The 15,328-nt window shown below is 55.2% G+C and carries 9 protein-coding genes, 1 tRNA gene and 2 rRNA genes (1 of these 12 only partly in view); 7 read left to right on the top strand and 5 right to left on the bottom strand.

The features are described from left to right. The 3 genes from D5366_RS04455 to D5366_RS04445 form a co-directional block, all read left to right on the top strand. A 23S ribosomal RNA gene (locus D5366_RS04455) occupies positions 1-2,275 on the top strand (it extends 462 nt beyond the left edge of the window). Between the two features lie 85 nt (positions 2,276-2,360). Then, positions 2,361-2,475 (top strand): 5S ribosomal RNA (rrf, locus tag D5366_RS04450). A 48-nt stretch (positions 2,476-2,523) separates the two neighbouring features. Next, positions 2,524-2,600 (top strand) — tRNA-Met (locus tag D5366_RS04445). Here the strand turns inward: D5366_RS04445 and D5366_RS12210 are convergent. Next, complete coding sequence (locus tag D5366_RS12210; RefSeq protein WP_408902238.1) at positions 2,557-4,275, bottom strand: recombinase family protein; 1,719 nt, start codon at positions 4,273-4,275, stop codon at positions 2,557-2,559. The two genes, D5366_RS04445 and D5366_RS12210, sit on opposite strands and share 44 nt — an antisense overlap. An 87-nt stretch (positions 4,276-4,362) precedes the next feature. After that, positions 4,363-5,676, bottom strand: a complete 1,314-nt coding sequence (locus D5366_RS04430; protein WP_141492462.1) for an AAA family ATPase — start codon at positions 5,674-5,676, stop codon at positions 4,363-4,365. 189 nt (positions 5,677-5,865) lie between these two features. Here D5366_RS04430 and D5366_RS11795 point away from each other — a divergent pair, with 189 nt between their 5' ends. Continuing rightward, positions 5,866-6,033 carry a hypothetical protein gene (locus tag D5366_RS11795; protein ID WP_170211046.1) on the top strand — a complete coding sequence of 56 codons (168 nt, stop codon included), beginning with the start codon at positions 5,866-5,868 and terminating at the stop codon, positions 6,031-6,033. 14 nt (positions 6,034-6,047) lie between these two features. Continuing rightward, positions 6,048-7,385 carry a hypothetical protein gene (locus D5366_RS04425; RefSeq protein WP_141492461.1) on the top strand — a complete coding sequence of 446 codons (1,338 nt, stop codon included), beginning with the start codon at positions 6,048-6,050 and terminating at the stop codon, positions 7,383-7,385. A 31-nt stretch (positions 7,386-7,416) separates the two neighbouring features. Here the strand turns inward: D5366_RS04425 and D5366_RS04420 are convergent, their stop codons facing one another. Further along, the gene (locus tag D5366_RS04420) at positions 7,417-8,700 is read right to left on the bottom strand and encodes a DUF3987 domain-containing protein (RefSeq protein WP_141492460.1); all 1,284 of its coding nucleotides are present in this window, start codon (positions 8,698-8,700) and stop codon (positions 7,417-7,419) included. A gap of 393 nt (positions 8,701-9,093) precedes the next feature. Here D5366_RS04420 and D5366_RS04415 point away from each other — a divergent pair, with 393 nt between their 5' ends. Then, on the top strand, positions 9,094-10,629 hold the full coding sequence (locus D5366_RS04415) for a site-specific DNA-methyltransferase (RefSeq protein WP_141492459.1): 1,536 nt from the start codon (positions 9,094-9,096) through the stop codon (positions 10,627-10,629). Beyond that, positions 10,629-13,220, top strand: coding sequence for a DEAD/DEAH box helicase (locus D5366_RS04410; protein WP_141492458.1), 2,592 nt, complete (start codon positions 10,629-10,631; stop codon positions 13,218-13,220). Before D5366_RS04415 ends, D5366_RS04410 begins: the two co-directional genes overlap by 1 nt. 26 nt (positions 13,221-13,246) lie before the next feature. On the opposite strand, the gene D5366_RS04405 is transcribed toward D5366_RS04410, so the two are convergent. Together D5366_RS04405 and D5366_RS04400 are read right to left on the bottom strand one after the other, a co-directional pair. Further along, positions 13,247-14,539 carry a MobA/MobL family protein gene (locus D5366_RS04405; RefSeq protein WP_141492457.1) on the bottom strand — a complete coding sequence of 431 codons (1,293 nt, stop codon included), beginning with the start codon at positions 14,537-14,539 and terminating at the stop codon, positions 13,247-13,249. Positions 14,540-14,628: 89 nt separating this feature from the next. Continuing rightward, positions 14,629-14,922 carry a hypothetical protein gene (locus D5366_RS04400; RefSeq protein ID WP_141492456.1) on the bottom strand — a complete coding sequence of 98 codons (294 nt, stop codon included), beginning with the start codon at positions 14,920-14,922 and terminating at the stop codon, positions 14,629-14,631. Between the last annotated feature and the right edge of the window lie 406 nt (positions 14,923-15,328).

Raw genomic sequence — 15,328 nt, 5'->3', positions numbered from 1 at the left:
GCACCCCGATAAGGGGAGTGAAAGAGACCTGAAACCGGACGCCTACAAGCAGTCGGAGCCTCTTATGGGGTGACGGCGTACCTTTTGTATAATGGGTCAGCGAGTTTCTGTTTGCAGCGAGCTTAAGCCGTTAGGTGTAGGCGTAGCGAAAGCGAGTCTGAATAGGGCGACTGAGTTGCTGGCAGAAGACCCGAAACCGAGTGATCTAGCCATGGCCAGGCTGAAGGTGCGGTAACACGCACTGGAGGGCCGAACCCACGCCTGTTGAAAAAGTCGGGGATGAGCTGTGGTTAGGGGTGAAAGGCCAATCAAACTCGGAAATAGCTGGTTCTCCGCGAAATCTATTGAGGTAGACCGTCGGATGTTTACCCTCGGGGGTAGAGCACTGGATGGGCTAGGGGGGCCCAAAGCCTTACCAAACCTAACCAAACTCCGAATACCGAGGAGTATAGTCCGGCAGACAGACAGTGGGTGCTAAGGTCCATTGTCGAGAGGGAAACAGCCCAGACCACCAGCTAAGGCCCCTAAATCGTGACTAAGTGGGAAAGGATGTGGGGATTCCAAAACAACCAGGAGGTTGGCTTAGAAGCAGCCATCCTTTAAAGAAAGCGTAATAGCTCACTGGTCTAATAGAAACCCTGCGCCGAAAATGTAACGGGGCTCAAGTCACGTGCCGAAGCTGTGGGTGCATTCTTATGAATGCGCGGTAGCGGAGCGTTCCGTAGGTCTGCGAAGGAGGCGGGGTGACCCCCTCTGGAGATATCGGAAGTGCGAATGCTGACATGAGTAGCGATAAACAGTGCGAGAAACACTGTCGCCGAAAGTCCAAGGGTTCCTGCGCAAGGTTAATCCACGCAGGGTGAGCCGGCCCCTAAGGCGAGGGCGAAAGCCGTAGTCGATGGGAATCAGGTTAATAGTCCTGAGCCTGCTAGAAGTGACGAATGAGATATGTTGTTGGTTCTTATCGGATTGAACCAGCTTTTGGACCATTCCAGGAAATAGCTCTAGCATATAGACCGTACCCGAAACCGACACAGGTGGACTGGTAGAGTATACCAAGGCGCTTGAGAGAACGATGCTGAAGGAACTAGGCAAATTGCTCGTGTAACTTCGGGATAAACGAGACCCACCCGTGGGCAACCATGTGTGGGTGGCACAGACCAGGGGGTAGCGACTGTTTAGTAAAAACACAGGGCTCTGCGAAATCGAGAGATGACGTATAGGGCCTGACGCCTGCCCGGTGCCGGAAGGTTAAGAGGAGATGTGCAAGCATTGAATTGAAGCCCCGGTAAACGGCGGCCGTAACTATAACGGTCCTAAGGTAGCGAAATTCCTTGTCGGGTAAGTTCCGACCTGCACGAATGGCGTAACGACTTCCCCACTGTCTCCAGCATCGACTCAGCGAAATTGAATTCCCCGTGAAGATGCGGGGTACCCGCGGTCAGACGGAAAGACCCTATGAACCTTTACTGTAGCTTTGCAGTGGCATCAGGAAAATTCTGTGTAGGATAGGTCGGAGGCTTTGAAGCCGGGGCGCCAGCACCGGTGGAGCCATCCTTGAAATACGACCCTGAATTTTTCTGATGTCTAACCGAGATCAGTCAGCCTGATCCGGGACCCTGCATGGTGGGCAGTTTGACTGGGGCGGTCGCCTCCCAAAGTGTAACGGAGGCGCGCGATGGTGGGCTCAGGCCGGTCGGAAACCGGCTGTCGAGTGCAATGGCATAAGCCCGCCTGACTGTGAGAGTGACAGCTCGATCAGAGACGAAAGTCGGCCATAGTGATCCGGTGGTCCCACGTGGACGGGCCATCGCTCAACGGATAAAAGGTACTCTAGGGATAACAGGCTGATCTCCCCCAAGAGTCCACATCGACGGGGAGGTTTGGCACCTCGATGTCGGCTCATCACATCCTGGGGCTGGAGCAGGTCCCAAGGGTTCGGCTGTTCGCCGATTAAAGTGGTACGTGAGCTGGGTTTAGAACGTCGTGAGACAGTTCGGTCCCTATCTGCCGTGGGTGTAAGAGACTTGAGAGGATTTGTCCCTAGTACGAGAGGACCGGGATGAACGAACCTCTGGTGCACCGGTTGTCACGCCAGTGGCACAGCCGGGTAGCTAAGTTCGGACGGGATAACCGCTGAAAGCATCTAAGCGGGAAACCCACCTCAAAACTAGGTCTCATAGAGCCGTGCAAGACCAGCACGTTAATAGGCCGGGTGTATACGTACAGTAATGTACTCAGCTAACCGGTACTAATCGCTCATAATCCTCACACACAAACACATGCACAGAAATCAGTCACACTCAAAAATACACCAACCTCATCACCCTCCTCTACCAACACGAGGGTGAGCTAGAAGACCTGGTGGCCATGGCGAGGATCCTACACCCGATCCCATCCCGAACTCGGCCGTGAAAAACCTCAGCGCCTATGATACTGCACCTTAAGGTGCGGAAAAGTCGGTCGCCGCCAGGTCCCCTAGCTCACCCAATACACACACAAAAAAAACACACAAAACTCATCCGCGGGGTGGAGCAGCCCGGTAGCTCGTCAGGCTCATAACCTGAAGGCCGTAGGTTCAAATCCTACCCCCGCAACCAACTTTAACGAACTTTCCGATAACGCCTCAGCTTCATCGCCCGAGGCGTTTTTTGCTTTCTGCGCCCTTGTTGTGCGGCCCGCGTTCAATAGCGCGACCAACTTACCCTCTAATTCGATCCGGTGTTCCGCATGCTCGGTGTCCCAAGAGACGATGATGCGGTCAATCAGGCCCCGCATGGCCTCCGATGAGTCCAGCACGGTGTCAGGGTGGGTTAGGCTCTCGGTGAGATTGGTAATCGTCGCACGGTAGAGCTCGGCCAGATTAGGCGGCAGGGCCGGCGCAACCGCCTGCGCCTGCGCCACAGCATCGCTTTGCTGTTTACGCCGCGCTTCCAAAACTTCCAGTTCGGACTTCGTGGTTTCGGTAAAGATTCCTGCCTTAATGGCAGTCATCACGTTCGCGATTTCTTTTTCCGTCCGGGAGAGGGAGGTTCGCAGATGACGCACGGCTTCTTCGCGGCCTGCATCCAGACTCCGCTGATGGGCGGCGTAGCGGTCAGAAAACTCCTGGACCGCTTCGGGCTGCATCAAATGCTCTTTGAGACCGTGGACGATGGTATGTTCCAACACGTCCTTGCGCAGGCCCTTCATGCCCTGACAAACCGTGCGGCCTTTTTCTCGTGCATTGGAACAATAAAAACGGCGGATGCCGCTGCCTGCGATATTCATCGTGCCTCCGCATGCCCCACACCGGACCAGGCCCGAGAGGAGATAAGTCGGACGACGGCTGGCATGGGTTCCGCTCAGATGGGTGGCATCGCCGGTATCTTTCTCAGCACGGACGGCATCAATCCGTCTTTGGCGCTCTCGGGCTGTGTCCCAGATATCTTGGTCCACGATACGCAGGGACGGGACCTCTTCAATTTTCCATTCGGCCTCGGGATTTAGGCGCGAAACGCGTCTGCTTTCGCCTGGCGGGTGGACATAGCGCAGACGGTTCCAGACGCGTCGTCCGATATAGAGTTCGTTGTTAAGGATACCAGTACCGCGCTTTCTATTGCCCTGGATCGCATTGGCGCGCCAGGTGCCGTCGCCACGACGCGCTCCGTGTTGGGGCACAGGAACCCCGTCCGCGTTCAAGGCTGCGGCGATGCTGCGGGGAGAGACCCCGCGCCCATACTCCGCGAAAATGCGTCGGATCACCACGGCCTGTTCTGCGACAATTTCAAGTTGTCCGGTTTGCGGCAGACCGTTGGGTTGGATGGGAACCCTATAGCCGTAAGACAAGCCCCCTGCCGAGCGTCCTGCCTCAATCCGGCTGCTCAGCCCACGATGGGTTTTCTCGGCTAGTTGTCGCAGATAGACCGCGTTGATCGTCGATGAAAACCCAACTTGGAGTTCGCTGATCCAGCCCTCTGATAGCGTGAAGAGACGGACCTTTCGGTAGCGGCACATCTCGTAAAGATTGGCCGTCTCTTCTTGGGAGCGGGAGAGTCGGTCCAAAGATTCCGCCATGACAATCGTAAACTCACCATCGTCGAGGGCATGACGGAGTTTTTGATATTGGGGACGGTTTCTGACTGCACCTGATATGGCCTCGTCGATATATTCAGCGCAGATGGTCCAGCCCTCAGCTTCTGCGCGGCGTCGACATTGACGGATCTGATCCTGGGCACTCGATGCATTCTGCCGGTCATCTGAAAACCGGCCATACAGGGCAACACGTTCCGTCATCGTTTGTCTCGTCTGCTTCTTCCGCTCAAAACCACTCAGCGCGATCTTCCGTGACATGTCCAGACCAGGTCGCGTCAACAGGAGACGCTATTGGTGGTCTGTGTTGTCGCTGGGCGGGTTCAGGTCTGTTTTTGGTGGACGTTTTTTCAGCGTAGCCTTTGCTACTTCGCCACTCCAATAAAGCGTTTTTTCGCCTTCGACGTGCCGGACCTGGTTGGATTGTTCGACGACGCGGTCCATGACCTTGTAAAAATATGGTTCCGAAAATTCTTTCTTGCCGCTCTTGCGTGCATTCTCCTTATGAGCACGCCAAACATCCGCCTTTGTGAAGGTGCCGTCGCCCATTTTGCTTGCAGCGAAAGAGCATCGTAAGGCTTCGTGATAGGCCTTGTTGCTGATGGCGGGACGGAGCGCGGGGGCTCCAATCAGAGGTTCTGGAATGGTTCTGCGCGTACGTTGTGTGTTTTTCCGATCCGGACGGACGTGCTTGCTGGCGGCGATTTCCGGACGGGTCGGGGCATGGCTCGGATTGGGGGCACGTCCCAGTTCAACATTTTTTGATTCTCGATCTCGGGCGTTGAGGGGGCCCTGGATCGGGTGCATGGAGAGATAGAAAAACGGAGATCGTGGCGCTTCGCGCTGCTTCTCAATGTCGAGGCGAATACGATGAGCGAGTGGTGCACCTTCCGCATCGACGAGATCAGCCTCGTTATGGACAGCGATATGGGTATCGACGCCGCCCCGGAGGGCTGAGCTACCACGTTCGATCATGCGCGCATCTTTGCCGGGGTGGTGGATCACCATGATTGAGCAGTCGAATTTTTGTCGCAGTGCGTCCATGCCGGTGATGAGGCGATCCATTTGAGAGGCATCATTTTCATCGCCTTCGAGCGTGCTGATTAACGGATCAAAAATGATGAGATCCGGATGAATCTTCATCCTTTCGAGTTCTGCGGCGAACGTGTCAATTTGCGTGATCGATGTCAGTTTGACACGATGGGTGTGGCTCGATGCAAAAAGACCTTGCGAAATAATCGGCTGAGCCGTGACCCGATCATAATGAAAATGCTCCAACCAACCGGCAATTCTTCGGCCGATGCTGTCTGGCGCTTCGGCGAGCATATATACGACCACACGCTGCGGGGCGGCAGGCAGGACCGGTTTGGGGGGTGTATCTGCCGCCTCAGCTGGGAAGCAATCAACCCCGATAATCAGGCAAAGCGCAATGTGCAGGGCAAGAAAAGTTTTCCCGCAATTGGGTGCACCATAGAGGCAGATGAGTGCCTTTTGGGGAATCACATCTGGGACAAGCCATTCCATCTCCTGAACATTGATGACGTCGATTGTCTGCCACAGCGGGGCGGGAATATCCTTCACGTCTGAGGGCGTGGTTGGCTTCATTGAAGGCGTCTCCTGTGCGGACTGGGACGGTGTTTCTGGCAAGGTTCTGATCACCCGATCAAGGCGTAGAAATCTTCTTCTTCTCCTTCTCACTCGTTAAGAACCAATAGGTTCTTGCATAGCTTCTTATACGGGGAAAAGCGCAGAGCAAGACGGGGGCAATAGCGATCTTCATAGGAGAATATCCCAATGCCCAAACGACATGCCACCCTCGCCAATGATACCCTCACCCCCGATGCGGAACTGCTCTTCGCACTGCGTCCCTTCATCGACTTGCTAGCCCGTCAGGCTGTCCGCGAGTTCGTCGCAACCAACGACAACGGCGTGCAGCGCGCCCACGTCGTTTGCGCACGCTAAGGGGAGGCTAGATCATGCTACTCTCCGCAAAAAGCCGCAAACGCGCCGCCGACTATACAAACAAGATGATGGATCAGGTTATGCAGCGCCTGAATACCCGTCGCCTCAGGTGCTGGATTCCGGACTTGCTCCGTCACCGCGCCGCTACCGCTTCGGCCAACGACAATCTTGCTGTCTCAGCGCCAGTTCCGGCTAACGACAACCGTGCCGCTGTTCTCCCTACAAAATACGCTTGCCCCACCTTTCGCGGGTCCTACCTGTCGGTCATTCAAGGAGGGCAAGGGGGCCGAAGCGTCATCCTGACCATTGCCAAGGCCGACACGAGCAACCTCAAAATCAGGGCGGGTCAATATGTCCTGGCCTCCGTAAAAGTGCTCATCGATCCTTACTTCGCGACGAAGGTGCAGGCTGTCAGTGTGCGGCGTGTTCCGCACACCACACAGGGAGCCGTTCAGGTCGAAGCAAATGGGGAGGGCTTTCGTATTCGCGTGCGAGATGCGCATGCCAGCCCCTATTCGTCACAAGAGGTTTACCTCAGCCCCGTCCAGTATCAACCAGATTCCAATAAAAAGGCGGTCGACCTCTTCTTGCCTTGGCATAAGAGGCAGCTGGCTCTGGAAGACCTCAAGACACTGAAACATACTACCCAAACGGGTCTTGCTCGACGTCTGCTGCTCGCAAAATGGACAGTTCCCGAGGCGAAAGGAGCGGGGGATGAATGCTACACGCTCGCTTTCATCTACCAGTGGGGGCTGAAAGCCGCACGAAGGTCAATGTACGACCTTGATGCCTGTTCGATGAGCGCCACGGGCCATTACGAAGCGCCTCTGTCCGAAGACGCGCGGCGAATGATTCCATTGAGCGTTATTCCTGCGCAGCATCATCATAACATTGAAGCGCAATTGGTGCCGCTGCCAGCGAGAAAGCGCTACACGGCAGAAGGGCCGTTCGGGTCACTCACGCGCTCATGGGATGGCAGACTGATTTGGATTAACCCGCCATATAACGGTCGGCTCTGGGCGTGCTTCATGGAACGGGCCCATCGAGAGGTAGAGCGAGACAAGCGGAAGATCTTCCTGACTTTGGGGCCAAATGATAACTGCGGCCCGCATGCGGCGTCACTTTATGGGCGCTACGCCTGTCAAATCCCGTTGGAGCGGCAATTACCGTTCTACAAAGTACGGATTTCATCCATTGAAACGATTAGGAATAACCAAATCGTCGTCTTTGGGAGGGGGATAAAGATGCAGCGCTTTTTGCGGAGCCTTGCCACGATCATGCATGCCGACGGCGCCATTTCGGCCGAACAAAAGGCCAAAATTATCAGGGAATCCTGGCTCTATCTACTTTAGTAACAGGGCGGAGAAGAAAGGCCCCGCCCCTTTAGGCAGCCATCGGGCGTGATGACTCATGGGCATCACGCTGCGGCTCCTGGGGCCGCATGAGGTCCTGAACAAAGCGCGCCATAGGGGCATTTTTAATGTCTCGAACCCCCGCGATGAGCTCTCGTGGGGAAGGCGCGTGCCCCAGGCGCCGAGCGAGGGCTTCGGCTTTGCACACCACTTTTTCCAGGTCCGACATATTATAGCGGTCCAAGAGGTTGCGGGCGTCTTGAAGGTGCAGTTCGGCGACACGGATAGCCCAGCCTAAATCCCCGGCGTCGATTTCTGGTGTCTCCTTGTGCAGGAGCACATGGTAAACGAGCGCATATTTGAAGCTCCGCCACAAGATCCGACGGAAGAAACTGGACGGCACGGTGGCATGGTCTCGAAAGAGCCTCCGAAACTGTGTGCAATAGACCTCTATGGCCTCGGGGGAGGCAGTATAGAGCGGATGAAGGGTTGTAGTGCGCACCCTCTCCCAAGCTTCCGTCAAGGCTCTGGATGTGGGGGCATCGTCCATGGTGTAGAGCGGCATGGGCGGCTCGGGTCTGCGTTCGGCGATGACATATTGGAAACGCTGCATGAAGCCATCCAGCATGCTTTCCAGCGTGACGTTTTGCAGGAATGTGTCTGTGACCGTTGTTCCCAAGATGACCAGGGCTGGATCCTTGCCTTCAAGGGTCTGGGTTTTGGTGCGGCGGGAGATGCTTTGGTTGTCGTACAGACGCAGCAGGTAGTCGCGGATTTCGTCCGCGTAGGTTTGGTTGTTGATCCGCTTGATCAACTGGCCCCACTCATCCTGAAACCAGGCTGCATGGTTGTGCTCCCGAAGGTCTGCGACGAATTGTGCGGCTGTTGTGACCTCGGGAAACCGGCGGAGCGCCATTATATTTTGCAGGACGCGGGTGGCATAGGTTTTGCTCGCGCCGCTTTCCGCCAGAACAGTGGTCCACAGGTCCGGACGAACCATGCTTCCGGCAACGGAAATCTGGATATTTTGGTCGAGAAGCCAAGCTGCAAGGCCGTGCAGGGCCGTAAAGGCTGGAATTTCCAAGGGCACATCGCAGCCGTGATGAAAGCGATCAATGACTGTCGCCAAAAATGTATCAGGTGGGACGATGTCTTGACCGCGCCATTTGGTATTGGTCGTTCGCAGGTTGAGGAAGCCTTGCAGCGTTTCTTGTTGGGCTTCCGTGAGGTTCTCTGGGATCTGATCGAAGATCGAGATTTGTGCAGATGCGGGTAATCGTCGGGCTTTCTTTTTGGGAGAGGGATGACGGGCCATCAGAGGCGCTCCTTATGCTGGATGAGGGGGAGACGGCGACGCACGCGCCGTACAGGACACCTGGGTCCAGAACAGGGGCGAGGGAAGCTGATGACGCCAAAAAAATGCCAGCGGAGCGATTTTTATTCTGGATAAGGAATAATGACCGCGACGATGGGGACCCCCGTCAGCGTCTACATGTCCGAGAAAGTGCCGGTTTTCTGCGGGGTGTAGGCAAAAAAACGCGTCAGCAACGCGTCTGCATATGCAAGGGGAGGCTCATTAGGTTCAGCGACGAGAAGGGGCGCGGATGGGCCTGGTAGCTGCGATGTCGGATGAGACGTAGGGCAGGGTTGGTCTCGGACAGCAAACGGCTATACTGCTTTCAATGCGATGAGAGGCTTTGGGGGTTAAGTGCCGATATTGGATTGGATGACACGCGGTGAAGACGTGCGTGCCGTGGCTCATGTGCCTTACCGGCTGTTAGAGGCTGTCCCAGGACTTGATGGTGGGAACGTCATCAGCGGAAATATGTTGATCCAAGGCGACAATCTCGACGCGTTGAAAGCACTGCTCCCATACTACAAGGGGGCGGTTAAGTGCATCTATATCGACCCACCCTACAATACGAAGTCAGCGTTCGAGCATTACGACGATAACCTCGAACACAGCCAGTGGTTGGCCATGATGTATCCGCGTCTGGTTCTCCTGCGTGACCTATTGGCAGAAGACGGCAGTATCTGGGTATCTATTGATGACAACGAATGCCATTATCTAAAAGTAATAATGGACGAAATTTTTGGGCGAAAGAATTTTATTGCTAGCCCAGTTTGGCAAAAACGATATTCAAGAGAAAACCGTGGCGCCATAGGCGATGTACATGAGTACATTGTCGTTTATGCTAAAACCCCTGCGCGTTTTAAGGTTGATCGCAATCGCCTCCCACTTGATGAGAAACAAGCAAAGATTTACCGGGATCCAAATAACCCTCAGGAACGCGATCCCGAAAAGCGCTGGCGAGGTTTGCCGATGACGGCACAAGGTTATCGACCTAATCAGATGTATGAAATCCAGGCACCTAATGGCCGTGTTCATAGGCCACCAGAGGGGCGTTGTTGGTCGATGATTGAGAGTGAATTTAAGGTCTTAGAGAATAATGGTCGCATTTATTGGGGGCGTGACGGCAATGCACAGCCCAGCGTGATTCGATATCTCGCAGAAGTTGAAGGAATGACACCTTGGACTTGGTGGCCACACGAAGAGGTCGGCCATACGGATGAAAGTAAGAAAGAGTCGAATATATTGTTTGGTGCCGAAGTAAGTTTCGGTACACCAAAACCCGAACGCCTCTTGCAGCGCATTCTACATATTGCGAGCAATCCCGGTGATCTTGTGCTCGACAGCTTCCTCGGGTCGGGCACGACGGCTGCGGTTGCTCAGAAGATGGGACGGCGTTGGATTGGCATTGAGATGGGCGATCATGCAGAAACCCATTGCAAGCCTCGGCTCGATAAGGTGATTGCGGGCGAGCAAGGCGGCATCTCAAAGATGGTCGAGTGGGCTGGGGGTGGAGGATATCGCTTTTACCGATTGGGGGCGGCGGTGTTCGACGCAGACGGCCACATCACAGACGGTATTTCCTTTGCAACACTGGCGGCCCATGTCTGGTTTAGCGAAACAGGAACACCGTTTACGGGGGCGGCGGGTACCCCCATACTAGGCGTGCATGATGGCATGGCGTATGCCCTGCTCTACAATGGCATTCTCGGCGACCGCTCGGTGAGTGGGGGAAATGTTTTAACGACTGCCCTTCTTGCCCGATTGCGCGAGGCAAGTGCTTGGGGCGGCCCCATGACTGTTTATGGTGAGTGGAGCAAGCTCGGAGCGGCGCGTTTGGCCGAAGAAGGCGTGATTTTCAAGCAGACCCCCTACGACGTGAGAGCGCGCTGATGGAACTTAAAGACTATCAGCGTCGCGCTTTGGATGCGCTGCGCACTTTTCTGGATCAGGCCGCAATACGAGACCACGTTGCTGCTTATAACGCTGCCTGTGCCGTGGGTAGGCCGGGGGGATATGCTGCGTCCTATCAGCCCCTCGCAGGTCTGCCGGATGTTCCCTATTGCTGCCTACGCCTCCCAACGGGAGGCGGTAAAACGCTTCTGGCGGCTCATGCTATTGGGGTCGCCCGAGATACCTATCTGACGCGTCGTTTTCCTGTGGTTTTGTGGCTGGTGACATCAACCACCATTGCCGAACAAACGCTGGAAGCCTTTAAGAAAATGACGCACCCCTATCGACAGGCTTTGGAGGCCACGTTCGGTGGGGCGGTGCGCGTTTATAGTATTGATGAGCGACGGCAACTGCGGCCACAGGATATGGCAGATGCGGCGACGGTTATTGTCGCGACTGTCCAGTCTTTCCGTGTCACGAACGTCGCGGATCGCGATGTCTATCGCGATGATGAAGAGCTGGAACTGCATTTTGCATCCCTGCCTGCCGGCGTGGATGTGCTCCGGCATAACGAAGGGCCGCGGCGCGGGAAGCCGATTGCCAGCTTCGCCAATCTTCTAAAATTGCATCGACCCCTCGTGATTGTCGACGAGGCCCATAACTTTGCCACTACTCTTTCGGGAGAAGTGTTTGATCGATTGGCGCCGTCTGCTGTGGTTGAGTTCACAGCTACACCGGTGCGCTCCAATGTTATCGTCTCCGCGACGGCCGCTGAATTGAAGGCCGCTGATATGATCAAGCTGCCTATTCATCTGTCGCAGCATGGAAGTTGGCAGTCTGCTCTAACGCATGCGGTCGATAATCGGGCGTGGCTGGCGAGAATTGCGGCGAATGATGGCGGTGGGATACGTCCGATTGCACTTTATCAAGCACAGCCTGCGCGAGAGGGGGCTGAGGCGACTGTCGATGTGGTGAAGCGACATTTGATGGACGATTGCCGCATTCCCGAGGAGCGTATCGCCGTCGCCACCGGCAAGCAGCGAGAGCTCGACGGCATTGATCTCTTTGCACCAGACTGTTTGATCGAGCACGTCATCACGGTGGATGCCTTGAAAGAAGGCTGGGACTGTTCGTTTGCCTATGTTTTCTGCTCACTCACCAGCATTAGGAGTAAGGGGGCAGTAGAGCAGTTGCTGGGACGCGTGTTGCGCATGCCTTTTGCCAAACGGCGCTCCTCAGAGGAGCTGAATCGCGCATATGCGCATGTCTCAGAACGCAATTTCTTCGAGGCTGCCGAAGGCTTGAAGGATCGCCTCACCTCCATGGGGTTTGATGAGCGCTCAGCATTAGAGGCTATTGTCGAGCAGCCTGAAACCTTCGCATGGCGTGAGGAACAGCCGTTGCTTAGCCAGGCAGAAATTCCGGTGCTGTATCTGCCAGAACGTCCGGATCAAAAGACCTGGACAGACGGGATGGTCGCTGCGACCCGAATTGCAGATGATGGGGCTGGCCGGTTTGCTGTCACGCTCGATAGGACAGCGTCGGATACTGTGCTTCGTGACGTAGCGAAGGCTGTTACGACAGAAACATCGTCTCCCCTGACGGCAGTAGAAGCCTTCATAGCGCAGCGCGCGGCGGCACTTTCTCCTGCCGAGAAGGGAGCAGTCTTAACGCTGCCGCGCCTTGCAATCGAGCGCGATGGACAGATTGAAATTATCTACCCAGAAACGTTGGTGGATGTGGGGGGCTGGGATCTTCGTGTCGTCGATACAAGCCTTCCGGGTTTTGCTCTTTCAGAGCGTCCCGATACATTCGAGATGGATATTGACGGGGATCATATTATCTATGGTCGTATCGACATAGCCCCAGAGCTGGCTCTTGATGACGCGAGCGAATGGGACGTTGCAACATTGTCCCGCTGGCTTGATCGGACAACGCGTCAGTATGACATCGCCCAGCCGATCTTCTTGGAATATTGCCGCAGGGTCGTGCAAGGTGTTGTGGAGCGTATCCCTCTTGCTCAGTTAGTTCGGGGAAAATACGCGCTTCGTCGTGCAATTGTCGCACGGGTTTCACAACTTCGTCGTGAAGCAGGGGCGCGTGGCGTTCAGCTTTTGATGAGTGATATTGCGCCCGTTTTGGCGCTCGGGAGCAATGGATTCAGTTTTGGCAAAGCCGGGTACGATCCTCGGACACCATACGCAGGGCCATGGCGTCCCAAGAAGCATTTGTTTGCGAACGTTGGCGACTTGAAGCATGGCGGCGAGGAGTTTTTGGCCGCCATGGCGATTGATGATCATCCAGCAGTAAAATTCTGGGTTCGGAATGTTGATCGTACCGCTTGGTCTTATTCACTGCCGACGTCGACTGACAAATTTTATCCGGACTTCGTTGCAGAGCTGACTGACGGTCGGAGGTTGATTGTTGAATATAAGGGCGCTGATCGGACCGATAATGCCGACAGCCTTGAAAAACGCAACATCGGTGCACGCCTTCAAGAGGTTAGTGGTGGAGAGGTCGTATTCGTCTGGGGTGAACAGGCACGGGAGGGGCGCGTCACAAAGCAACTGAATGCGGCAATTAACGCGTAAGAGTAAAGTGATAATCCCTTTAACAGTTAGCGTGCGGGGATATTCTTGTTATGTGTTGCGGCCGCTGCGTGTGTCGGAATATTGGGCCATACCGTAGGTTGCTGCGATGCCAAGCTCCTTTTGGTATTGCCTGGTGCAAGGCGTCCCCAGTCTGCGGCATTGATCATTTTGTGGACTATACTACGGACTGTGTCCCAACCATGACGCAGAAGCTTGATAAGCTGGTACTCTTGTTCATGCAGTGCTTGGGTGGAGTAGCGCCAGGGGGTGGATCTCAATGCATCATCCATCCGCAGATCAGCCCCGTAAGGAATAACGAGGCGGCCATCAGTGTGACCCTCTTCCAAGGGCGGGGGGATGATTGTGCTACTGGCTCCGCTCCTGTCTGGGTCAGTTGGGTGTTTGTGCTGTCCAGGAGACTTTCTGCCTGCCCTAGAAGGTGCTGGCATTGTGCCGTAATGCGCTCCATTGCCGTGAGGCGTTCTTGTAGGCGGAGCGCTGCTCGTTCGGTTCGCTGCCGGGCGTGGTCTACGCTTTCTTGAAGGCGCAGGAAAAACTCGGTTGGGTCGTCGCTCATATCCCTGTCCCTTCAATTGGCTTGCGAGCGCATTGATGCGCCGCACGATGGTGTTTGTTTCGCTACGGGTGCGGCCCTCATCGATTTGGGGCCAGTCTATGGTTTGTCCGTTTTTCCTGGTTTTGGTCTGGCTGACAGGACGCTTGCCTTGGGCCTGCATGATCCGAGCGGCTGGCCCTTCATGGAGCATGGGGAGGAGATGGCCTTTCCCCCGATCTTCAAGAGAACGGTGATCAATCGGTGGCCCAGTTCCGGCCATGATGCGGTTATGCGTTTCGGCCCATTCTTCGCGTACCCGTTCCAGCGCCCCTTTTCGGGACAGTCCGATGACCTTGCTGGGCCGTCCTTTTCCTCCGGTGCGGGGTTTGTTTTGTTCCAGCGCGATCAGATGGACATGGGGATTGCCTGGTCGGTCGTAATGGATGGCTGCGATCCAAGGGGCAGTGCCATGCGTGACTTTTTCTGCAAAGTCGCGGACGAGATACTGGTGAAGCTCCGGCGTTCCTTCGCGAGGAAGAGCGATAATGAAGCATTCGGCAATTCGGCCGTTTTGGCCAGCCATCGTTTCATGGCGTTCGGCTAGGGTACGAAGGTTGGTCGTGTCATAGGCCGACAGGCCATGACGTTCTCCAAGCAGGATGAGGTCCTGGCGGTTACAACAGATATAGCGCAATCGTGCGGCTGTTTTGCCAATCCCGTCGGTGGCGGCGATGCTGCTATGTTGTAAGGAATACAGGGCCATGGCTCATGCTTTCGGCCCGTCGGGTCCGCACGCGAAAATCGTAGATTTTCGCTGAAGTGCGCCCTCCCATTTTTCTACCTTATGTTCCATTACGGCCTCGGCAGGGAGGGAAGAGAGGATGTGTCTTTTGGGGACTTGGTGCTGCCTGATGGGCCCTTCAAAAGGTCATACAAGGCTTTGACTCGGTGCAGGTCGCGGGCGAATTCCTTTACGGGAAGATCCATCTGCCGCAGGACTTTGCGAAGAGCGGCGTTCTGGGCTTTCTCGCTTGGGAAGCCCGCTTGGTAGAAGGCTGCGAGATCGACAATGTCGCCTGGTGTGAGCGTGCTGGCATTCCCCAGGCGTTGGTTGAGTGTGATAAAACGATGCGCTTGAACAAGCATGGGGGAGGATCCTTCTGACAGTGGATCTTCCTGACCTAGGTCCCGTTAGGCGGAAACGAAGTAAAATCGTTGAAAGTTTGATTATCTTTGCATGGCTCGTGGGCCGTGCAATGTGCGTTGCAAAGCGACCGTTAAGCGATCAATCATAGGGGGAGGGGATAAGTTCGCCAAAGTTGGTATCCCGCCCCCGCAACCAATTCCCAAAACCTAAATAATAAAACGGCGCTCCTTAAAACACCCAACCTTATTGCACGCGCAGGGTATTTGTGTTATTTATGCGATAATAGCGATTTCGTTTAATTAAATATAAATTCAGGCGGAGATGTTCTCCGTTGGGGATTTTGTGAAGTCGGCTTTTGGCTAGCCTTCTCCCGTTTTGGGGGAAGGTTTTTTTATTTCTAGACAT

Origin of the sequence: Neokomagataea tanensis (genome assembly GCF_006542335.1) — a bacterium.
GTDB lineage: Bacteria > Pseudomonadota > Alphaproteobacteria > Acetobacterales > Acetobacteraceae > Gluconobacter > Gluconobacter tanensis.
Note: the sequence above shows the minus strand (reverse complement) of the source record. Positions and strands in the feature narration are given on the sequence as shown.

What these genes read in the sequence shown, in the direction of transcription:
- D5366_RS04405 (WP_141492457.1), bottom strand. Translation starts at nt 14,539, where the DNA reads ATGGCCCTGTATTCCTTACAACATAGCAGCATCGCCGCCACCGACGGG.
- D5366_RS12210 (WP_408902238.1), bottom strand. Translation starts at nt 4,275, where the DNA reads ATGACGGAACGTGTTGCCCTGTATGGCCGGTTTTCAGATGACCGGCAG.
- D5366_RS04425 (WP_141492461.1), top strand. Translation starts at nt 6,048, where the DNA reads ATGCTACTCTCCGCAAAAAGCCGCAAACGCGCCGCCGACTATACAAAC.
- D5366_RS04430 (WP_141492462.1), bottom strand. Translation starts at nt 5,676, where the DNA reads ATGAAGCCAACCACGCCCTCAGACGTGAAGGATATTCCCGCCCCGCTG.
- D5366_RS04410 (WP_141492458.1), top strand. Translation starts at nt 10,629, where the DNA reads ATGGAACTTAAAGACTATCAGCGTCGCGCTTTGGATGCGCTGCGCACT.
- D5366_RS11795 (WP_170211046.1), top strand. Translation starts at nt 5,866, where the DNA reads ATGCCCAAACGACATGCCACCCTCGCCAATGATACCCTCACCCCCGAT.
- D5366_RS04400 (WP_141492456.1), bottom strand. Translation starts at nt 14,922, where the DNA reads ATGCTTGTTCAAGCGCATCGTTTTATCACACTCAACCAACGCCTGGGG.
- D5366_RS04420 (WP_141492460.1), bottom strand. Translation starts at nt 8,700, where the DNA reads ATGGCCCGTCATCCCTCTCCCAAAAAGAAAGCCCGACGATTACCCGCA.